This window comes from Staphylococcus arlettae (assembly GCF_002902345.1).
In the GTDB taxonomy this organism is placed as follows: domain Bacteria; phylum Bacillota; class Bacilli; order Staphylococcales; family Staphylococcaceae; genus Staphylococcus; species Staphylococcus arlettae.
Genome location: NZ_PPQB01000018.1, coordinates 35,021 through 55,151, shown reverse-complemented (window position 1 = coordinate 55,151; position 20,131 = coordinate 35,021). Strand labels below are relative to the sequence as shown.

Below are 20,131 nucleotides of genomic sequence, written 5' to 3'. Positions count from 1 at the left end.
GTGCTATTCCCGCAGGAGTCGGCCCAAATCACTGCCAATATTATTTATTTTATTCATAGTCCATTTGGTATTACAGAAATAATAGCTAAAGTGGATTTCCATGCAAGCATCAGTTATATTTTTAGATAATACACCACATTTAGTAACTGTTCAGTAACAAACGATACACGTTGTTGTCACAATACAGATTTCTGTCACACTCCGCAGACTGTCAGCAGAGTTTCCAACTTTGTTGGCAGTTTTTGTGCACGCTTTCCGCGGGCACTGCCTCAGCCTGTAGTCTTCGGCGAGTGCTATTTCAGCAGGAGTCGGCTCAAGTACTACCAATGATAAATGACCGCTGTTATTTAATACATTAATTAATATATAAACAAATAACCCTTAGTCGAATTATCACCTAAGGGTTATCGACAGTCTGAAAGTACTACTGTGCTTCGATTTTCGTTAAAAATTGATAGAACTGCTGTATTGCTGATAATTGTTGATTACATTTCGTACTGTCTAAACAAATGTAATCACCTTTTTTAGTATAGCGCCCATCACTAGTAGCTTTTGTTTTTCTTGTAAATAACGTGACGTTGGATTGTTTATTACATATGGCACAAAATCCTTTGACGGTATTTTGTGTGATATCGCCATAAAACCCTTGAAGTTGATGATTATTATCATAATATATGATGTACTTACGATTTGATGCGATATCGTTCCAGCCGATGTACGTACTTTCTAATAAGACCTCATCACTTATGAATGGCGTTTTTAATTTTTTTACTTTTTTAAAAACGCGTTCGACTTGTTTTTTGGTCGGATGTTCAAAAGGAATAACATAGGACTGAAATGATTTGAGTACCTTTTCAGCTTGTGCTGTGGAACACTTTCTATTCATTAGCACTTCAATACTGTTAGTAATTTCAGAATTTGTGCTTGGGAAGGTTTGAAGTATGTCTTCTCGTACGGCTTCTTGAATAGATGTTACTGTTTTAGGGTCATTCACTGAATGATAAACATTGAGTAAATGTGCTACTTTGTCTGCAATAAAGTTATATTGATATGGGTATAGATTAAGATTCATTGTTTATTTTCCTTTCACAAAACGTATTTTAGGTAAGATAATGCTTTGTGAAAAGTGAGTGATTTACAAAGCATTACAAAATGCGTTGTGTATTAAGCATGTAGCATTTAGGTGCAACATATCATCATCTCCAATTTAAATGTTAAGTTGTTTATACCAAGATAGTTGAACATTGTCAACAGCGCTATAATTGTGTGATAAATCAGTCATTAGACTTGTGATTTTGAAAGTGGTACAATTTAATAATTGCTGTTATGACGAGGGTAAAAAGCGGTCATTTCAAGGCTTATTACAATTGTATTTTCGCGGTTTTCTGGCTACTCAATGAAAGTCAACAACACGAAATTACAACTACAGAACGCTTATATTTTTAAAGTTGAGGCCAACAATAAAAATTTAATAAAAAGAGAGAAGGGTTTTTTTGGCTGAAAGTGAAAAATTTAATTTGGGCAAAAACATGCCATTATTTATTGTGCTATTATCTGGTGCTTTTATCACAATATTAAATCAGACATTACTTGGTACTGCGCTTCCACCCATTATGAAAGATTTGCAACTATCTAATAGTACCGTGCAATGGTTACAGTCTATTTTTATGTTAGTTAACGGTATTATGATTCCAGTGACAGCGTTCTTTATTGAACGTTTTACATCGAGGCAATTGTTCTTATCAGCGATGGGGATATTTACAGTAGGTACATTAATTTGTGCAATTGGGCCTAATTTTAGTATTTTATTAATCGGTCGTATCTTACAAGCAGCAGGTGCAGGTATTATGATGCCACTGATGCAAACAATTTTATTCTTATTATTCCCAGAGGAAAAACGCGGAACAGCGATGGGATTATTCGGTTTAGTTATCGCTTTTGCGCCTGCGATAGGGCCTACATTATCAGGAATTTTAGTAGAGTTCTTTACTTGGAGAAGTGTTTTCTATGTAATTTTACCAATTGCGGTAGTTAATATTATTACTGCGTATTATTTATTATCAAATGTTACAGAGTTAACTCATCCAAAATTAGATAAACTATCAGTGCTTTTATCTACAGTTGGTTTTGGTGGTTTATTATACAGCTTTAGTACAGTAAGTGAAGCTGGATTTACGAGTCTGCGTGTTATTATCACATTAATTATTGGTGTCGTAACATTATACTTCTTTATTAAACGTCAATTGAAACTCAAAGAACCTATGCTTGAATTTAGAGTATTTAATTATAATATTTTTACCATTGGTACTATTTTAGGCATGTTCGTCTTTGCAGTAATGATTGCCACAAATATTATTTTGCCTCTATATATGCAAAATATGTTACAACTTACAGCATTAGAATCTGGTTTAGTCTTACTACCAGGTGCAATAGTTATGGGACTTATGAACCCGATCACCGGTTACATGTTTGATAAATTCGGTGGTAAGTGGTTGGCACGAATTGGTTTATTACTATTAGCATTATCTACCTTGCCATTTACATTTTTAACTAGTCATACTAGTGTTACGTATTTAACTATAATGAACAGTATACGTATGGTTGCTATTGCAATGGTTATGATGCCTATGACAACTTTAGCAATTAATCAGTTGCCAAAACAGTTAATACCACATGGTACAGCGATGAATAATACATTTAGACAGATGGCAGGTGCTATCGGTACAGCTGTATTTATTACTATTATGTCATTAGCTGCAGTATCAGATGGTGGAGCAGAAGGTATTATTCACGGTGTGAACATTTCATTCATAGTAGCCACTATCGTAACATTCTTAGCTTTTGCATTATCATTTAAACTACATGAAGGTCCTAAAAAAGTTAAGAAAATGCAAAGTTAATGAGCGGTAAGTTGATAGTTGTAGCTTTCAAACAACATATTTCGTCGGATGGTTAGTACACAATTTGTGCTAATATCTACAATAAAAAGGATGACTTTTACGTGATTAACGTAGAAGTCATCCTTTTTTTATAATATATTTTTTAAGAGTAGCCTGTTAACTGAGCAATAATTAATGCGATGACTGATATACCGGCCCAAATAATAAATAGTGGGAAAAAGAAACGAATCCACTTAGTATAAGATACACCGCCAATTGCTAATGCGGCCATAAAGTAACCACTTGTTGGATAAAACACGTGTGTAAAGCCATCACCTAATTGGAAAGCGAGGACAGCTGTTTGTCGCGTAATACCTAACATATCGGCTAATGGAGCCATGATAGGCATAGTTACTAATGCTTGACCACTACCTGAAGATATAATGAAATTAATTAAAACTTGTACAGCATACATACCAACGGCAGCTACCGTTGGTGTGGCGCCATCAAGTACAGAACCTAAGCTGTGAACAATCGTATCCATAATTTTACCATCTTCAAGTACAACGGCGATGGAACGGGCTAAACCGACAATGATTGCTCCCATTAAGACATCTTTAAAACCATCATTAAAGGCTTCGCAAATCTCTTGAGTGTTGAGTCCAGTGATTAAGCCGACGACAATACCCATAACAATGAAAAGTCCTGACATTTCGACCATGAACCAGCCTTGTGTGATAACACCGTAAACTAAAACTATAAAGAAAAGTAAGACTACTGCGATACCAATTTTTTGACGTTTTGTTGCCACAAGTGGTTGATGTTGCGTAATATCTTTATAAATTTCACGTTTTTCTCGATCCTCTTCATAAACTAAACTATACGAAGGATTACTTTTTACTTTTTTGGCATGTCTCATTATAAATAATACGGTAACTATAATAACAATTACGAATAAAACTAGTCGAAAACCTAAACCTGAAAAGACGGGAATACCAGACAATTTTTGTGCTAAACCTGTGTTGATTGGATTAAGTACCCCTATAGTAAAACCTACTACCGTACCACACAAAGCAATAGCACTGGCCGTAATGGAATCATAACCAAGTGCGATGATTAACGGTAAGATAACTGGTATGTATACGAGTGATAGTTCGGCTGTACCAATTAAAGTAGCAATAATAGCAAATGTAATAGTTAAGACAGGAATAATAAAAATACTTTGATTCATAAAGCGACGTGCTAATTTATCGACCCCTATTTCGATAATGCCAGTACGACGTAAAACCATAAACATACCACCGATTATTAAAGTGAAGAATACAATTTCTCCAGCTTCTATCAAACCTCTAGGTATGATTGTAATGAAATCGATAAGACCAATTGGATCTGATTGTACATATTTAAACGAGTCAGCGTCTACCATTTCTCGTCCCTCTGGACCTTTTACACGTTTGAATACACCAGAAGGTATTAAATAAGTAGAAATGGTAGCAATAACACCAAAAATAAATAGTAACACATAAATATGTGGCATCTTCAGCCATTTTTTAGGCTGTTTATGACTATCATTTTGTTGTGGTAACTTAGACATTGTTTGTCATCCCCTTTGTTTATAAATTTTAATAAAAAACAATTTATTAAAAACAAATATTAGCACAATATTTTGTATATTATAATGAAGTGTATTTTAACTTAAAAATATATAGTCAAATAGTAAAAATATTTAGAATTTTTGTTTTTACTGCACAAAATTGGCTGATTGTTGCTACTGATGCATTTTTAATAAGATGCTGAAATAAATTAATTCAAGTATTTATGTTCACTCACAGTATACAAAATCTGCTTTTTATACTATAATAATAGTTGAAATGAGTTAAATGTTCATATGAGAAATACATTGCATTTTAACAATAGACAGGGAGAGAGAGAAATGAAAAAAATTATGATTACTGGTGCACTAGGGCAAATAGGTACTGAATTAGTAGTGAAATGTAGAGCATTATATGGTAATGAAAATGTATTAGCTACAGATATTAGAAAACCAGAGTTAGATTCACCTATTATGGAAGGGCCGTTTGAAATTTTAGATGTTACAGATCGTGATCGTATGTTCGAGTTAGTAGAGACATTTAAAGTAGATACGATGATGCATATGGCAGCTTTATTATCAGCTACAGCTGAGAAGAATCCTTTATTTGCTTGGGATTTAAATATGGGTGGTTTAATGAATGCTTTAGAAGCTGCACGAACTTATAATTTGAAATTCTTTACTCCAAGTTCTATAGGAGCATTTGGACCATCAACGCCAAAAGTAAACACGCCGCAAGTGACTATTCAACGTCCGACATCAATGTATGGTGTCAATAAAGTAGCAGGGGAATTACTTTGTCAGTATTACTTTGATAAATTTGGTGTTGATACACGTAGTGTTCGTTTTCCTGGGTTAATTTCACATGTTAAAGAACCAGGTGGCGGTACGACTGACTACGCAGTTGAGATATATTTTGAAGCTGTGAGAGAAGGAAAATACACGAGCTTTATAGCTGAAAATACATTTATGGATATGATGTTTATGGATGATGCCATCGATGCTATTATTAAGTTAATGGAAGCTGATGGTGTAAAACTAATTAATCGTAATGCATATAATTTAAGTGGAATGAGTATCGAACCGGAAATGGTAGCAGCAGCGATTAAAGAATTTTATCCAAATTTTGAATTAGCTTACGATGTGGATCCCACAAGACAAACCATTGCAGACAGTTGGCCAGATAATATAGATGTGAGTTGTGCTAGAGCAGAGTGGGGCTTCGAACCAAAATATGATTTGACTGAAATGACTAAAGTTATGTTAGAAGCTATTGAGCATAAAGATAAGGTAAAATAATAAAGGCAACAGCGCGCTAAAAATATTTAGCGCGCTGTTTATTTTATGAATATATTGATAAAAATGAATAACCTAAGAGGCTATTTTGCAGTGTACCGACAAATGAACTTTAAAATAAAAGTAAAAGTAGGGTACTCACATGCTTATCATCATGAGTTATTTAGTAGCCAGATTAATGGTTATAGTGTAATTTGCTTCATACCTTAACTTGTACAATTTTAGTTTCTATATTAACTATTTAGCTCTCAATTTTTTAAATCCTTTTAAAATGAGTGGATAAAATAAAGCAAGAATAGTCATTAAGGTTAATACTACGCTAATAGGTGAGCCTAAGAATATATCACCAACATTGTTATTACTAACGATTAAACTCTTACGAAAGTTTTGCTCCATATCTGAACCGACAATAGCTGATAAAATTAATGGAGCAATAGGGAAATCTAGTAACTTTAATACTAAGCCAATAATACCGAAAATAATTAAAATATAAAAATCAGTTACGCTATAACCTAATGTATATGTACCTACAAAAGCGAGTACCAAAATGATTGGATATAAAATCTTGGGTGGTGTCCGTAAAATTTTTAGTAATAAGCCGATGAGTGCTATATTCAAAATAACTAAAAAGATATTCCCGATAAACATACTGTTAACTAATGTCCAGATTGTTTCAGGTTCATTTTCAAACAATAGCGGGCCTGGCTGCAAACCTAACATGATAACAGCCCCAAGAATAACGGCAGTTGTTCCTGATCCAGGGACACCCATCGTCAGTAATGGAATCAATGCACCTACTGAAGCCGCATTATTGGAAGCTTCAGGTGCTGCTACTCCTTCAATTTGCCCTTTACCGAAATTTTTGCCATTTTTAGAAATTTGTTTTTCTGTAGAATAGCTTAATAATGCTGCGATTGATCCACCAGCACCAGGTAAGACACCGATGATAAAACCAATTGGACTTTGACGCAACATAGCCATACGTGTTTGTTTCCAGTCTTTTTTAGATAATTTCATTGAGCCGACATCTGCTTTTGGCGGCTTTAAAGCGTGTAAATTTAAGTAGTTATACAATACCTCGGCTACAGCATAGACGCCTATAATAACTACTAAAAAGTCAATGCCTTCACTTAAGTGTGGAATATCAAAAGTAAATCGATAGATACTTGTTTGTAAATCTACACCTACCGTACTAATCATTAAACCTATGGCCATAGCTATAAAACCTTTGACCATTTTACCTAATGATAATGTGACGATGGCAGACAGAGTAAACAAAAATAATAAAAAGTATTCTCGTGGACCAAACTCTAAAGCGAAATTCGAAAGTGGTTTTGCTAGTAGAATAAAACCAAATACTGCAGCGATACCGCCAAATAATGATGCTATGGCAGAAATAGTTAAAGCTTTTCCAGCTTCTCCATTTTTAGTCATTGGATAACCATCAAATGTGGCTGCTATAGCAGAACCATCACCAGGTGTATTAAGCAAAATGGAACTACGAGAGCCACCATACATGGCGCCATAGTAAATGGAAATCATTAATATTAAGGCACTTACAGGTTCCATACCAAATGTTACAGGTATCAACACCGCAACTGCTGTTGCTGGACCTAAACCAGGTAACATACCTACTACAGTGCCTAAAAAGCCTCCAATAAGTACCCATAAAATATTCATTGGGTGTAAGGCTGTCGATAAGCCTTCCATAAAACTATTCATATCTATCCCCATATTTTAGTCCTCCTTTAAGGTAAGCTAACATCGAGTAATTGTGAAAATGTGTACCAAGCAATTGCTGAAAATATAATGGTCACTAATATGTTTTGAAACCAATGCTTAAAGCCATTAATTAAAAATAACACAGCTCCTAAAAATAAAATCGTTGAGATTAAAAAGCCAAGTGGCTCAAAAAGCAGTGCATAAACTAGGGCGAAGACAATCGTGAAAATAATTCTTAGCAACGTTGCACGTTCTAGTAATTGTGCAAAAGCGGTAAAATTTTCACTTCTTTTACGTAATTCTTGAATAAAGTAAATAGCACTCATAACAATGAGTAAGCTGGCGATAAGTAATGGGAAATACATTGGACTATTTGGATCACCTATATTAGATTTAGGTAGATTTAACGTGAAAATAAGGTAAACTAAGCCAAATAGCAATAAAATTATGGGAAAAATGAGTCTAGCCATAAAATACCTCCTTTATTTTAATCCGGAATCTTCTACAAGGTTTTTATATTTTTTACGTTGTTCTTTTAAAAATAGTTCGCTTTCTTCACTATTTTTATAGAAATTATCCCAATCATTATTGCGACGAATCTTTTGCCAATTGTCAGATTTAACAACTTTTTTCATTGTTTTATCCCAATATTGTCGTTGTTCAGGACTCATATTTTTCGGTCCCATAACTCCACGCCAATGAGGGAAAACGATATCTAATCCTTGTTCTTTCCAAGTAGGGACATCTTCAATTCCTTTTACTGGCTTATCCGATGTCACTGCAAGCATTTTAAGTTTACCTGTTTGATGCTGTTCTTTAACTTCTGATACTGCTGTGGAAGCGACGTCAACGTGTCCTCCGAGTAAAGCTGTTTGTAAATCGCCTCCACTTTTATAAACTAGAAAGTCTAATTTATCGACATCTACACCAGATGCTTTAGCAGCTTGAACAAAAGCTAAGTGATCATTATTACCTAAACCTGGAGCTACCCCAATTGTTAACGATTCAGGATCTTTTTTTAATTTATCCATCACTTGTTTACCAGATTGTAGATTGGATTGTTTTGAAGCGGTTAAACTAATCCATTCAGTTGCCATTATGGCAATAGGTGTGAAACTTTCAGTACTTAAATCACTTAAATCTAATTCATTATTAGATAATAATAAGCTTGAGTTAATAGCAATAGTATTAGGATTACGTGATTTTAAATATTGCCAACCAACTTCACCACCGCCACCAGGTTTGTTAATTACATTAACATTTTGTGTGGTTAGGTTTTCGTCAATCATAATTTTTTGAATAGCTCTTGCAGTAGTATCCCAGCCGCCACCGGGAGATGCAGGTGCGACAATTTCCACTGTTTCATTTGGAAATTTAGCCTTCGGGGCATCTTTATCATTTTCATTACTACAAGACGATAAGATTAAAAATGTACTTAGAATAAGACATAATAATTTTTTCAAAAAAACTCCCCCCTTTTTATTGAAAGCGTTTGCAAACTATATTAAATATTATCAGAATATTCTATAAATTCAATAGATAATAATATTTTTATTTTCTAAAAGAATATGTAATAGTGTGAAAGCAATGGGGGATGCTGAACAGCTAGTATTGTCTTGTTAAGGTTGATTAGAGATAGAGGAAATGCTTGTATTTAATGTAATAACACGCTAGTGAGTATTAAGAGTGCAATGAACAAAGCCTAGAACAAATTAATTTGTTCTAGGCTTTGTATCAATTGAAAATTATTTATTTATAGTCTCTTTACGATATTGTCGTTTAGCTTGTAATTCGATACCAAGATATTTTCGTTCTCGGTTAGCATCTTTATAGAAGGCAATCATCATTAAAATAACTACAAAACTAAAAGGTAAGGCAGAAATAATAGCGGCTGATTGCAATGCATCGAGGCCCGTAGTACCACCAGCTAATAATAGTACGTAAGCAATGGCTGATAGAGATACGCCCCATACAATTTTGACGAAAGGTGAAGGGTTTAATCGGCCATATGATGTTTGCATACCTAAAACGAATGTAGCAGAGTCCGCAGATGTAATAAAGAATGATGCAATAAGTGCTAATGCAATAATAGATAGGACAATACTAAAAGGAATTTCATTGAAAATGCCAAATAGTTGCGTTTCTGGAGGCATTTTAAAAATCGCATTATGTGATTGACCAGCTTTAATACCTGTAGCTCCAAAAGTACTGAACCAGATAAAGCTTATTAATACAGGAACACCTAACACTGCAGCTGAAAATTCTCGGATAGTGCGTCCTTTAGAAATACGAGCAATGAAAATACCTACGAAAGGACTCCAGCTCATCCACCAACCCCAATAGTAAATCGTCCATGTTTCTAGCCAATCTGATTTTTGTTTGTTGAGTGGAGCAACATCTAGACTGTTATAAATCAATGTATTTAAATAGTCACCGATACCTGAAGTCATCATATTTAAAATAAATAATGTTGGTCCAACGATAAACATAATAAGGAGCAACAGCCCAGCTAAAACCATATTTAAATTACTAAGATACTGGATTCCTTTGCTCAACCCACTCCATGCACTGTATAAGAACAGTACGGTAACGACTAAAATAATAATTCCTTGAATCCCTTTATTATTTGGAATACCGAATAAGTAATTTAAGCCACCGTTAATTTGTATAGCACCAATACCTAATGATACAGCGACACCGATAATAGTGGCGAATACGGCTAATACATCAACAGTAACGCCGAGAGGGCCTTCTACTTTGTTACCTAGTATAGGACGTAAAGTTCTAGAAATTAATCCATTTTCACCTTTTCTAAATTGTGAATAAGCCAAACCAAGTGCAACAATGCCATATACTGCCCATGGATGAAAACCATAATCTAAAAATGAAGATCTAAATGCTTCTGTCATGGCAGCTTTCGTTTCTGGAGAGGCCGTAGGTGGAGCTAAATAATGTGCAATTGGTTCTGAAGCGCCGTAAAAAACTAGGCCAATCCCCATACCAGCACTAAAGAGCATGGCTAACCAAGAAACTGTGCGGAATTCTGGTTTGTCCCCAGGTTTTCCTAAAGTTAATTTGCCAATAGGGCTAAATATTAAGAACACTGCAAATCCTAAAATGACAGTGTAAAGTAACATATAATACCAACCAAATGTTTTTGTTATCCAAGTTGAAATAATCCCTGTGATTTCACCAAATGCTGTAGGGAATATAGCACCTAAAATAACAAGTAATCCTACAATTGAACTTGCATAAACAAAAACACTAGAAAACTGTTTTTCTGTTTTAATAATTTCCACATCCCTTAAAAATAAATATTATAAAGACGTGAAACAGGATAACATAATGAGAATTTAGTTCAACTATGTAATAAAGACTTAAACAAAGTATAATCGAAAATTAATGGTTCGCAATTTAAACAAAGAGTGATAAAATGTAAATTTTTAAAATAATAATGTGTTTTTACATTAAATGGTATATAATTGTGCTGCATTTTCGTATGAATTTATGAATTGTTAATTATTTGCTAAATCTAAAGTGAAATCTTTAACATAAACAGCGCTCCCAGTTATTTTTACGTCAAAGTTATTGTCATTAGTAGCGATTTCGACAATGACTTTTCCATCCTTATTAATTTCTTGACCTTGTTCAATAACAAATTTTTGAGAGCCTCGATCAAAATGTTCTATATATTTTGCGAAATATGCGCCCATTACTCCAGAAGCTGTACCAGTAACAGGGTCTTCTATAGTTCCTGAAAAGGGTGAAGAGAAGTGTCTTGCGTGCATATCTGTGTTGGGACTATAAGTCTCAAAACAAAATGGGTGTACGGATACTTTAGGTTTTTGCCGTAAGATAGAAGGAAATAGTTGATTGTTAGGTTTCATATTTTTAAATATATCAATATATTTTATTGGAACGAGAAGTGTCCACACTCCAGTACTTCCATATACAATAGGAAATTCATCATCTATATCGTTTTCTGCTATGCCCAATGATTGTGCTAAATCCTTTTTAGAGCCTAAAAACGCTTCAAATTGAGGTGGTGCATGTTGCATAGTGATATATGCTTCTCCACTAGGGGACTTGCTTATACTAATAGGTAATACACCAATATTTGTATCGATTGTAATCTCAGTTTTATTTGCAATTAATCCTTTTGTTGTTAAAGCATAAATAGTTGCAATAGTCGCATGACCACAAAGATCCATTTCATGACCAGGTGTGAAATAGCGTATTTTAAAGTCTGCTTTCGCAGATTTGCAAATAAAAGCAGTTTCATTAAAACCAACACGTGATGCAATGTTTTGCAGTTGTGCATCTGTTAAATTATTGGCATCTAGTACAATACCAGCTGGATTTCCTTTGTTAGGCTCGTTACTAAATGCATCGTAGTGATATACTTGAACTAATTTCATTATTATCTCCCTGTGATTTCGCATAAATTATAATCAAAATGCTAACGAAATATATTTTTATTTGCAATTGTTACTATAAAAGTTATTGTATAAAAACAAACTTTTTACAACGGAATTTAATTAGTGTCTTAATAAATGAAACCTAATATGGTGTGAAGTCTTTAGTTATAGTAACGGTGAAAAATACATAGTTTAGTCGTATATTTATTGCGTCTGTAGCACGCCTTCTTTAGTCAATATGTTATGTAATTGCATGATTTTCTCTCTTTTTAATGATGAATAATAAGCAATATCTTCAGCTCTAGTTGCTATAGGAAATATTTTGTATATATCTTGATAAAATTTAATGTTTGACTTCGTACGTTCGCCCTCTAAAGATATTCTTGAACTTGTTGGATGGGTTGTTGTTAATTCATAAGAAGGTATGACATTATGATAGACATTAACTATCTTTCCATCTCTTATTACGTCTGAAGTGTTGATAAATTTAAGTTCTATATGGTGGTTTTTCCAAAAACTAGTAGCTTAAGACTATTTGATAATATATATGCTAGTGATTTAATGAACGAGCAGATACTTATACTTAATCCACCATGTGATACTTTAGCTTTTATACAAAAATATTTTTCTAAGACTAAAATGAATATTGAACACAAAAGTGATTTAGAATCTATATTGGCTAATGTTAAGGCTGAACAAGGCATAACAATCGTTCCTCAATCATTAATAGGGCGAGTTGAAAATATGAGCCTATTAAGCAAAGAGTTGGAAGATTATTCAAGAGAAGTTGGATTAATAGCATATAATAAAAAAATAGCGCAAAAAGTGTGGAGCACTATAAGTGAATAATCAATGTAATTAGAGAACACCCTAACCATGCAAAAAAGAGTGCATATTTGCACTCTTTTTTTGATGAAGCAACGATTAAGAAAATAGTTCATCTACGGTTGTATCAAATAGCTTTGCCAATTTAAATGCTAACGTTAATGTGGGATCATATTTATTGTTTTCTATTGCATTAATCGTTTGTCTAGAGACATTTAACTTTTTGCTTAATACTTCTTGAGAAATACCGTTTTGCTTTCTATATTCTCTAATTTTATTTTTCATTAGTTTACCCTTTGGATGTATATTTTTTATTTGTAGTATAGTAATTAAAAGCCACAAGTAGTATTACAGCAATGATAAAGAATACTTCAGGGTATTGAGAAAACCAAGTATTTTTAAGGGTAGGTGTTAAACCAGTAAATCTAAGTAATAATGAAAATAACATGCAATAGATAATCCAAATAAAACTTTTCGCGAGTATTTCAATGAATATTTTACGTTGTCTTTCGTCGTATCGATCCTGTGGTCCTTTTTTATCTATCAAATTCTATTCGAAGACTTGAAATTTTAAGGAAATACTGTACCTAATAAAGCAAATCGATTAGTAAGATCGCAAAAGAGGTTAATATTACAAGACAGACGATTTATAGAATTAAACACGATAAGGGGATTATCTTGATAAATTGATTGACGATGCAGAGGAGAGGTCCAGAGTCCTGAATCGCATAGTATATGATTAACTTGAAATTTTAATATAAAAAGCAAGAAAAAAGAGCCGTGATTTGAACTTTTTCTATATAAGTAATTAACTTACTAATAATCTATTCAAAATTATGTCCCAATAACAAATCATTTCGATAGTGAATACAAAAATAACCCCACCACTTTGGTTAAAGTTGGTAGAGTTATCTGAACTTTTACTTTAAATCTTTGCCTATCATTTTATCTAATTCTCTTTGTTTTTTCTTTTTATTATCTTTTTGAGCACTATCCCACTGACCTAATAAGAATAATAAACCTATTACACCAAAAATAAGAGTTCCCCAAATATTTAATCCTAATTTACCTGTCATATAAAGAACCACTAATACTACTATAAATAAAAGAGGAACAATACTACCTATTATCTTATTTCCTGTCTTAGATAAAAAATACTGTATAGCAAATAATAAGGCATATAAGATTGCTGGAAAAAATGTTAATAAGTTACTCAAGCTCACTCACTCTCCTTTTCATGATTATATATTTCTAATAATTGTTTAGCGTCATTTAAATCTAATTTTTCTTCGATAGCTAACTTCCTTATATAATTAACTAGTGAACTTTCTTCATTATCTTTTGCAGATTTTATTCGTTCTATCACGCTATTTAATCTATTTCGAACAGTTGGATAAGACACTTCATAATATTTAGTTAGTGCTTTTAGTGATCCAGAATTAATAACGAAATTTTTAACAAATTCAAAATCTTCTTTTTCTAAATTCATCATCCATTTAGGCCTATCATTGTTTTTCAATATATTCACTCCCTAAACATAATTTACCACGCTTCTAAATATTGTTCGAAAAAACTTTAACATTATTTAACATTAAATTAGTTTTATTAAAAACCACCTGAAACAGTATAACTCATTTTTATCAGAAAACATGTTAAAAGACCCCTTATTTCAATAAGGAGTCTTTTAATCGTTTCAAAATCAAATATTTCTCATCAACTAATATTTCAGGCACTTAAGCTAATAGAATTTAGTATGTTTAATTAATTCAAGAAAGAGTATATACTATCAATAAATTATGAATAATGTAGGAGTAGATTAAAGTTGAAAAATACAAATAAGAAAGTACTTCTAGAAGAGTTAAATGAAGATGATTTAAAAATTTATTATTATTGGAAATATTTAGAGCCTTTACAAAAAGCTAAAGAATGGAATGGACCATACATCGAAGAAGAAAAAATTAAATTTATTGAATTCAAAAATAAATATAGAGAAAATAAATATCTTTATAAAAATACGTTATCTACCTTAGCAATAAAGTATGAAAATGACTTCTTAGGTGTAGTCACATCATATTGGAAAGATAAGAAATCTAAATGGCTAGAATGTGGTATTGTAATATACAAAAATAATAATTGGGAACAAGGCTTTGGCTTTCAAGTGTTCAAAGAATGGATTGACTACCTTTTCAAAGCAACAAATGCTAATAGAATAGGTATTTCAACATGGTCTGGTAATATTAGAATGATGAAAGTAGCAAGTAAATCTGGAATGATAGAAGAGGCTCGTATACGTAGAGGAAGAGTAGTTAAAGGGGAATTCTATGACGCCATACAAATGGGTATTCTAAGAGAAGAGTGGCAAAATTTTAATAGTATTTCTTCTGAGTAACTAATATTTTAATTATATGTGTTAAAAAGCCTCCTTTTGGTATATGGGAAATTTTGATGTGTTAACGTTTTTGATTTCTTCATTTACGTGGTGGTATTTATTTTCGAAGAGCAGTAAAAAGAGGTAGAGGACATATTGGTGATTAAGGAAGAATTATGTTTTTGAGAGAAGTTTTTATAAAAGCAAATTAATGACGTTAGCTAAAAAGCTAGCGTTTTTTTTATATATTTTTGCCCCTGTAGGAACTATAGCGTTCAACCGGTATGGTTGGACGGTTTTACCATGAAAATTTATTGAAGTTAACGGTTCTGAGGGTCAAAGTCAATAAAGCAATTTTTTATTTTGAGCATGCTTCGCACAATACTTTTTGGAGTTTAGCCCAACTTTTTAGATTTGTTATTCCATTAAGATTTTTAGTATTTGTGTATATTGTGATGTTTTCGTTGTTGTTAATTTCTTTTTGACATTTATTGCATTTTAATTTTTCGAGAAACATAAACTGACCTCACTTTTGTGGTTTTTGAAACGAGTTTCTTCTTGTGCCTTAAATATATAACATTGTAACACATGCTTATAATCAACCATGTAGTGGTTAATGTAATACATAAAGTAATCTTTTAATGCGCCTTCTTTATAAAATTACTTATTTTGATATTTTTCTATTTGATTGAAAATAGATTCACTTATGTAATGAATTGCAACACCTAAAATGACTGCTAAGGCGATAAGAATAAGCATATTTATTTTGTTGTACATATTCGTTGCAGTATACATAACGCAACTTATCAGAAGTGGATATGCTTGTATATTTATTGATGATATAATAGTGAGGTTGCCTATCTCTCAGGCGTCTATTTGACGTAGAGAGGAGGCGCTAAAAATGACAGATATCTTTGTTCATATCACGACCACAGTCATCAGTGGTTTTATCGTTGCGCCGTTTGCGCATTGGTTACGTAAGCTTAACGATAAGTAAATAGGCGACATAACCGCACTAAAAACCCCTCACTACTAGGAATAGTGAGGGGTTTGGTGCATTAAATGCAGATATATTTGTTAATTGCATTATAACACTATAGTGTTATAATGCAAAACTCTTCAAACCATTTTTATTACAATGCTGTCAAACCGCCATCAATAACAAATTCAGCCCCTGTAGAATAACTAGCTTCATCTGAAGCTAAAAAGATAACCATGTTTGATACTTCTTCTACTTGTGCTACACGTCTCATGGGAATCGTTTTTTTGAATTGTTCTACTTGCTCTTTAACATCTTCTTGCTCTAACATAGCGGTTTGGATAACCCCTGGATGTACGGAATTAACACGAATATTATAAGGAGATAATTCTCTAGATGCTGCTTTAGTCATACCTCTAACAGCAAATTTTGTATCAGTATATCCAATAGCACCCCCTACTAAGCCGTTCATAGATGATATGTTAATAATTGAACCGGCGTTTTGAGCTTTCATAGTCTCTGCTACTGTCTTCATGCCTAAAAATACAGAAACCTGATTAATATTCACAATCTTCATATAAGCTGCTAAACTCAATTCTTCTAAAGGTGTACTATAAGTAATTCCTGCATTATTAACCAATACATCAATACGCCCCCATTTCTCAATAACTGTGCTTATTACATTGCTCCAATGTTCTTCATTCGCCACATCATGTTGAATAAATATAGCGTTTTCTCCAAGTGTTTGTGAAGTTTGTAACCCTAGTTCTTTGTTTATGTCAGTAATTACAACTTTTGCGCCTTCATTTAATGCTTTTTCAGCATGCATTTTGCCCATACCTTGTGCTGCTCCAGTAATAATTACAACTTTATCTTTTAATCTTTTCATTTTTTATGCACTCCTTATTTGGTTTAATTTATGTTATGAATCTTAGCTACTAAACACTACAGTGACAATTAATGTTTATTATACTTAAATATTAATTCACCATTTAAATCATCTATTGATGTATAACGAAAACCTAACTCTTCATATAACGCTCTTGCAATATCATTGTTTCTAACAATACTTAAATAGATTGTGTTTATATCATATTTATTTAAAACTAAATTTATCAGCAATTTCATAGCTTCTCGACCGTAGCCTTTACGTTGATGTTGTTCATCAATAAGAATTCGATCAATCCAAGTTTCTTTGTTTTCTCCAAAGCAACCATAAATCGCAAAACCAACGACAATATTACCTTTATAAATTGCTATTGGATGCCACTGTGAAGATTTCATTGCTTCGTTCAAACAATCCGTTATTGTTTCTATAAAATGAAATTGTTTCTTAGCTATTTTTAAATTTTTAACTTCATTTATATTAAATGAATCAACACTTTCTATATAAATACTCATAATTCCTCCTCGTCTTTTCCCTAAAATTATTATCTTTGAGCTTATTTTCAATTTATAAAAAAGTAGGTATTTATTATACTATCAAATATTTTACCAGAAAGATAATTACTGGTATATTAGTATCGTAGTAATTTTTGGGAAAGGAGCAATTATGGAAAAAAATAATTTTTTTGAATTGATTCATAATGTTGAACTGTTTAATGACGCTACAATGACACTTTTTATGAAAAAATTTGATATGAACGTTAACATTTCACAAATCTTGGCTTTATCTAAATTAAAAGAGAAGGGCCCACAGAAACCTTCGTCTCTTGCACTTTCTCTAGGCTATACTTCAGGAGCTATTACTAAATTAACGAATAAACTTGTAAAGGAAGGCTATATAGTTAGAGAGCAACAAGAAAATGATCGACGTGTTATTTTAATTACAATCACTGATCAAGGATTAGATGTTTTAGAAGAAGCCCAAAAGCAAGGGCGAAACATGAGAAATGAAGTTTATTCTGTTTTAAATACCGAAGAAGTTGAGCAACTACTAAGCATACAAAAGAAATTATTTGAACGTGTAAAATATCTAAATACAGAAAGCAGATAAATATTTTAAATTTTAGAGGTGGCTTAAATGCATAAAGAAAGGTTACATTTTGCGTGGTTAATATTAATAGGGCTCTGTGTTTCTGTAGGATTAGGTAAAGCAGCGTTAAATAATTCAGCAGGTTTATTTTTATCCCCTGTGTCCCAAGATTTAAATGTAGGCGTAGGGAGTTTAACGATTTATTTAAGTGTTTCTTCGATTGTGACCCTGCTGTTTCTTCCGTTTGGAGGAAAACTATTATCTAAATATAGTGCACGGTTAGTATTATTTTTTGCTATTGTTTTACAAGCAGGCGCGTTCGCTTTATTTGGTTTAATGAACTCAGTTTGGGAATGGTATCTTTTAGCCATACCACTCGCTATTGGTGGTGTTTTCATTACCGTAATAGGTGGCCCTGTTTTAATTGAAAGATGGTTTAGTAAAGGTAAAGGGATTGCGCTTGGTATTTTATCAGCGATTGGGGGATTACTGGGTGTATTTGCGCAACCTATTATAGGTACTTTAATTAGTCAATTTGGTTGGAGAAATACATATTTTATTACAGGTATAGGTGTCCTTATTATTGTTGCGCCTATCATTTTATTATTAATCCGTAATTTTCCTAAGGATAAAAATACAAAAGCTTATGAAGATACAAGCGCCGGTATAGATTCTCATAAAAAAACACAAAGCATTGAAGGTATTGCATATACTACGGCCAAAAAAACACCAGCATTTTTCTTATTAGGCCTCTTTTTCTTCATTATTACTGCTATATCGAGCTTTACAATGCACGTTCCTACTTACCTTGTTAACCATGGACAAAAAGTTAGTATTGCTGGAGCTATGATGTCTGCACTTATGGTAGGGGTTTTTGTAGGTTCACTTGTATTTGGTTATCTAACAGACAAGATTGGCGCAAAAAAAGTAGGTTTATTGGCTATGACACTAGGCCTAATCGCCATTATTTTATTGATTGCTATGCCTAGTTTTATTGTGATCGTAGCTGTTGCTTTATTCTTATTTGGTATGTTCACTTCATCGATTGGAACAATAGCACCAGCAATGGCTTCGGCATTATTTGGAAGTAAGGACTATAGTCAAATTTATTCCACTTCATCAATTGGCTTAGCTCTTGCATCTATTGTGGCTTTACCAGCTTATGGATTTATATATGATATTTCAGGCAGCTATACAACGGGCCTTATTATTATTGTTTTACTATTTTTGGCTAATATCATTGCTATTATTTTGGCTTTTAAAAATAAAGAAAAACTTGTTAAAGAAGGATATTGGAATTCTAGAAAGAAAGGTGATTTAAATGACTAGATTAGATAATAAAATTGCTATTGTAACGGGTGGCGCAGGAGGCATTGGGTCTGGGATTGTAAGAGCCTATGTTAAAGAAAATGCTAAAGTTGTTATTGCTGACATCGCTGAAGAGAAAGGTCGAACGTTAAGTACAGAATTAAACAAACAAGGATATGAAACTTTATTTATCAAAACAGATTTAAGTAATAAAGAGTCATTAAAATCTTGTGTGGATCAAACTATTCAAACATATGGACAAATAGATATATTAATTAACAATGCCCATGCGTCTCGTATGAATAACTTTTTAGATATTACTGAAGAAGATTTAGATTTATCATTCAATACAGGATTTTATGCGACATTTTATTTATGCCAAATGGTGATTCCTCATTTAAAAGAAACACAAGGGAACATTATAAACTTTGGTTCTGGCGCAGCTGTAAAAGGAGACAAAAATCAAGGGTCTTATGTTGTTGCTAAAGAGGCTATTCGTGGCATAACTCGTGTTATTGCAAATGAGTTTGGAGAATTTGGTATCAATGCTAATGTGATTTCCCCTATTGCTTATTCTGAAGGTGTTGATCAATGGAGAAAAGATAACCCAGAATATTATAACCAAGTTATCCAAGGTATTCCACTACAAAAATTTGGAGACGTTGAAAAAGACATTGGACCGGTCGCTGTATTTCTAAGAAGTAAAGATGCTCAATATATTACTGGACAAACCGTAATGGTAGACGGCGGTAGTATTAAACTATATTAAA

20 protein-coding genes and 2 pseudogenes are annotated in these 20,131 nt (G+C 32.7%); 9 read left to right on the top strand and 13 right to left on the bottom strand.

Translation table 11 applies throughout. From position 1 onward, the window contains the following. Positions 1-424 precede the first annotated feature (424 nt). Positions 425-1,072: a FusB/FusC family EF-G-binding protein gene (locus CD036_RS08520; RefSeq protein WP_103388437.1), complete on the bottom strand. Its 648-nt coding sequence runs from the start codon at positions 1,070-1,072 to the stop codon at positions 425-427. A gap of 457 nt (positions 1,073-1,529) precedes the next feature. Between CD036_RS08520 and CD036_RS08515 the strand changes: the two genes are divergently transcribed. Next, the gene (locus CD036_RS08515; RefSeq protein WP_369946171.1) at positions 1,530-2,900 is read left to right on the top strand and encodes an MDR family MFS transporter; all 1,371 of its coding nucleotides are present in this window, start codon (positions 1,530-1,532) and stop codon (positions 2,898-2,900) included. 142 nt (positions 2,901-3,042) lie between these two features. On the opposite strand, the gene CD036_RS08510 is transcribed toward CD036_RS08515, so the two are convergent. Continuing rightward, positions 3,043-4,473: a YfcC family protein gene (locus CD036_RS08510; protein ID WP_103388436.1), complete on the bottom strand. Its 1,431-nt coding sequence runs from the start codon at positions 4,471-4,473 to the stop codon at positions 3,043-3,045. A 339-nt stretch (positions 4,474-4,812) separates the two neighbouring features. Here CD036_RS08510 and CD036_RS08505 point away from each other — a divergent pair, with 339 nt between their 5' ends. Next, complete coding sequence (locus CD036_RS08505; RefSeq protein ID WP_103388435.1) at positions 4,813-5,769, top strand: L-threonine 3-dehydrogenase; 957 nt, start codon at positions 4,813-4,815, stop codon at positions 5,767-5,769. Positions 5,770-6,003: 234 nt separating this feature from the next. Here CD036_RS08505 and CD036_RS08500 read toward each other — a convergent pair whose 3' ends face one another. The 5 genes from CD036_RS08500 to CD036_RS08480 form a co-directional block, all read right to left on the bottom strand. Next, complete coding sequence (locus CD036_RS08500; protein ID WP_172606427.1) at positions 6,004-7,500, bottom strand: tripartite tricarboxylate transporter permease; 1,497 nt, start codon at positions 7,498-7,500, stop codon at positions 6,004-6,006. Between the two features lie 14 nt (positions 7,501-7,514). After that, positions 7,515-7,958 carry a tripartite tricarboxylate transporter TctB family protein gene (locus CD036_RS08495; RefSeq protein ID WP_103388434.1) on the bottom strand — a complete coding sequence of 148 codons (444 nt, stop codon included), beginning with the start codon at positions 7,956-7,958 and terminating at the stop codon, positions 7,515-7,517. A 12-nt stretch (positions 7,959-7,970) separates the two neighbouring features. Next, positions 7,971-8,951: a tripartite tricarboxylate transporter substrate binding protein gene (locus CD036_RS08490; protein WP_103388433.1), complete on the bottom strand. Its 981-nt coding sequence runs from the start codon at positions 8,949-8,951 to the stop codon at positions 7,971-7,973. Between the two features lie 282 nt (positions 8,952-9,233). Then, complete coding sequence (locus tag CD036_RS08485; RefSeq protein WP_103388476.1) at positions 9,234-10,781, bottom strand: BCCT family transporter; 1,548 nt, start codon at positions 10,779-10,781, stop codon at positions 9,234-9,236. A 222-nt stretch (positions 10,782-11,003) separates the two neighbouring features. Further along, positions 11,004-11,906, bottom strand: coding sequence for a PhzF family phenazine biosynthesis isomerase (locus CD036_RS08480; protein ID WP_103388432.1), 903 nt, complete (start codon positions 11,904-11,906; stop codon positions 11,004-11,006). Positions 11,907-12,404: 498 nt separating this feature from the next. Here CD036_RS08480 and CD036_RS08470 point away from each other — a divergent pair, with 498 nt between their 5' ends. Then, positions 12,405-12,755 carry a LysR family transcriptional regulator substrate-binding protein gene (locus CD036_RS08470; protein WP_021459882.1) on the top strand — a complete coding sequence of 117 codons (351 nt, stop codon included), beginning with the start codon at positions 12,405-12,407 and terminating at the stop codon, positions 12,753-12,755. Positions 12,756-12,830: 75 nt separating this feature from the next. Here CD036_RS08470 and CD036_RS08465 read toward each other — a convergent pair whose 3' ends face one another. Both CD036_RS08465 and CD036_RS13385 read right to left on the bottom strand, forming a co-directional pair. Further along, positions 12,831-13,016: a helix-turn-helix transcriptional regulator gene (locus CD036_RS08465; RefSeq protein WP_021459883.1), complete on the bottom strand. Its 186-nt coding sequence runs from the start codon at positions 13,014-13,016 to the stop codon at positions 12,831-12,833. A gap of 4 nt (positions 13,017-13,020) precedes the next feature. Then, positions 13,021-13,275, bottom strand: a pseudogene (locus tag CD036_RS13385) (hypothetical protein); the annotation flags it as partial. 53 nt (positions 13,276-13,328) lie between these two features. Between CD036_RS13385 and CD036_RS08455 the strand changes: the two are divergent. Then, positions 13,329-13,421 (top strand): annotated as a pseudogene (locus CD036_RS08455) (helix-turn-helix domain-containing protein); the annotation flags it as partial. 230 nt (positions 13,422-13,651) lie between these two features. Here the strand turns inward: CD036_RS08455 and CD036_RS08450 are convergent. Together CD036_RS08450 and CD036_RS08445 are read right to left on the bottom strand one after the other, a co-directional pair. Beyond that, a complete protein-coding gene (locus CD036_RS08450; protein ID WP_021459884.1) occupies positions 13,652-13,948 on the bottom strand; it encodes a hypothetical protein in 297 nt (98 codons plus the stop codon). Positions 13,949-13,950: 2 nt separating this feature from the next. Further along, entirely contained in the window at positions 13,951-14,259 is a 309-nt protein-coding gene (locus CD036_RS08445; protein WP_232190796.1) for a DUF2089 family protein, read from the bottom strand. Between the two features lie 294 nt (positions 14,260-14,553). On the opposite strand from CD036_RS08445, the gene CD036_RS08440 reads away from it, so the two are divergent. Together CD036_RS08440 and CD036_RS13035 are read left to right on the top strand one after the other, a co-directional pair. Next, the gene (locus CD036_RS08440; protein ID WP_021459886.1) at positions 14,554-15,120 is read left to right on the top strand and encodes a GNAT family N-acetyltransferase; all 567 of its coding nucleotides are present in this window, start codon (positions 14,554-14,556) and stop codon (positions 15,118-15,120) included. An 880-nt stretch (positions 15,121-16,000) separates the two neighbouring features. Continuing rightward, positions 16,001-16,096 carry a type I toxin-antitoxin system Fst family toxin gene (locus CD036_RS13035; RefSeq protein ID WP_107617563.1) on the top strand — a complete coding sequence of 32 codons (96 nt, stop codon included), beginning with the start codon at positions 16,001-16,003 and terminating at the stop codon, positions 16,094-16,096. A gap of 136 nt (positions 16,097-16,232) precedes the next feature. Here CD036_RS13035 and CD036_RS08435 read toward each other — a convergent pair whose 3' ends face one another. Both CD036_RS08435 and CD036_RS08430 read right to left on the bottom strand, forming a co-directional pair. Then, positions 16,233-16,967: an SDR family NAD(P)-dependent oxidoreductase gene (locus tag CD036_RS08435; protein ID WP_103388430.1), complete on the bottom strand. Its 735-nt coding sequence runs from the start codon at positions 16,965-16,967 to the stop codon at positions 16,233-16,235. Between the two features lie 68 nt (positions 16,968-17,035). Beyond that, positions 17,036-17,479: a GNAT family N-acetyltransferase gene (locus tag CD036_RS08430; protein ID WP_103388429.1), complete on the bottom strand. Its 444-nt coding sequence runs from the start codon at positions 17,477-17,479 to the stop codon at positions 17,036-17,038. Positions 17,480-17,630: 151 nt separating this feature from the next. Between CD036_RS08430 and CD036_RS08425 the strand changes: the two genes are divergently transcribed. Genes CD036_RS08425 through CD036_RS08415 form a run of 3 tightly spaced genes read left to right on the top strand, consistent with a single transcriptional unit; the run spans position 17,631 to position 20,130 of the window. Further along, positions 17,631-18,074 carry a MarR family winged helix-turn-helix transcriptional regulator gene (locus tag CD036_RS08425; RefSeq protein WP_039069757.1) on the top strand — a complete coding sequence of 148 codons (444 nt, stop codon included), beginning with the start codon at positions 17,631-17,633 and terminating at the stop codon, positions 18,072-18,074. Between the two features lie 27 nt (positions 18,075-18,101). Continuing rightward, on the top strand, positions 18,102-19,382 hold the full coding sequence (locus tag CD036_RS08420; RefSeq protein WP_103388428.1) for an MFS transporter: 1,281 nt from the start codon (positions 18,102-18,104) through the stop codon (positions 19,380-19,382). Beyond that, positions 19,375-20,130 (top strand): SDR family NAD(P)-dependent oxidoreductase, encoded by a 756-nt coding sequence (locus CD036_RS08415; RefSeq protein WP_103388427.1) that lies wholly within the window; start codon positions 19,375-19,377, stop codon positions 20,128-20,130. The genes CD036_RS08420 and CD036_RS08415 overlap by 8 nt, the downstream gene beginning before the upstream one ends. Position 20,131: the final 1 nt, after the last annotated feature.

Coding starts and splice junctions, on each gene's coding strand:
- CD036_RS08520 (WP_103388437.1), bottom strand. CDS start 1,072: ATGAATCTTAATCTATACCCATATCAATATAACTTTATTGCAGACAAA.
- CD036_RS08515 (WP_369946171.1), top strand. CDS start 1,530: ATGCCATTATTTATTGTGCTATTATCTGGTGCTTTTATCACAATATTA.
- CD036_RS08510 (WP_103388436.1), bottom strand. CDS start 4,473: ATGTCTAAGTTACCACAACAAAATGATAGTCATAAACAGCCTAAAAAA.
- CD036_RS08505 (WP_103388435.1), top strand. CDS start 4,813: ATGAAAAAAATTATGATTACTGGTGCACTAGGGCAAATAGGTACTGAA.
- CD036_RS08500 (WP_172606427.1), bottom strand. CDS start 7,500: ATGGGGATAGATATGAATAGTTTTATGGAAGGCTTATCGACAGCCTTA.
- CD036_RS08495 (WP_103388434.1), bottom strand. CDS start 7,958: ATGGCTAGACTCATTTTTCCCATAATTTTATTGCTATTTGGCTTAGTT.
- CD036_RS08480 (WP_103388432.1), bottom strand. CDS start 11,906: ATGAAATTAGTTCAAGTATATCACTACGATGCATTTAGTAACGAGCCT.
- CD036_RS08470 (WP_021459882.1), top strand. CDS start 12,405: ATGGTGGTTTTTCCAAAAACTAGTAGCTTAAGACTATTTGATAATATA.
- CD036_RS08465 (WP_021459883.1), bottom strand. CDS start 13,016: ATGAAAAATAAAATTAGAGAATATAGAAAGCAAAACGGTATTTCTCAA.
- CD036_RS13035 (WP_107617563.1), top strand. CDS start 16,001: ATGACAGATATCTTTGTTCATATCACGACCACAGTCATCAGTGGTTTT.
- CD036_RS08435 (WP_103388430.1), bottom strand. CDS start 16,967: ATGAAAAGATTAAAAGATAAAGTTGTAATTATTACTGGAGCAGCACAA.
- CD036_RS08430 (WP_103388429.1), bottom strand. CDS start 17,479: ATGAGTATTTATATAGAAAGTGTTGATTCATTTAATATAAATGAAGTT.
- CD036_RS08425 (WP_039069757.1), top strand. CDS start 17,631: ATGGAAAAAAATAATTTTTTTGAATTGATTCATAATGTTGAACTGTTT.
- CD036_RS08420 (WP_103388428.1), top strand. CDS start 18,102: ATGCATAAAGAAAGGTTACATTTTGCGTGGTTAATATTAATAGGGCTC.
- CD036_RS08415 (WP_103388427.1), top strand. CDS start 19,375: ATGACTAGATTAGATAATAAAATTGCTATTGTAACGGGTGGCGCAGGA.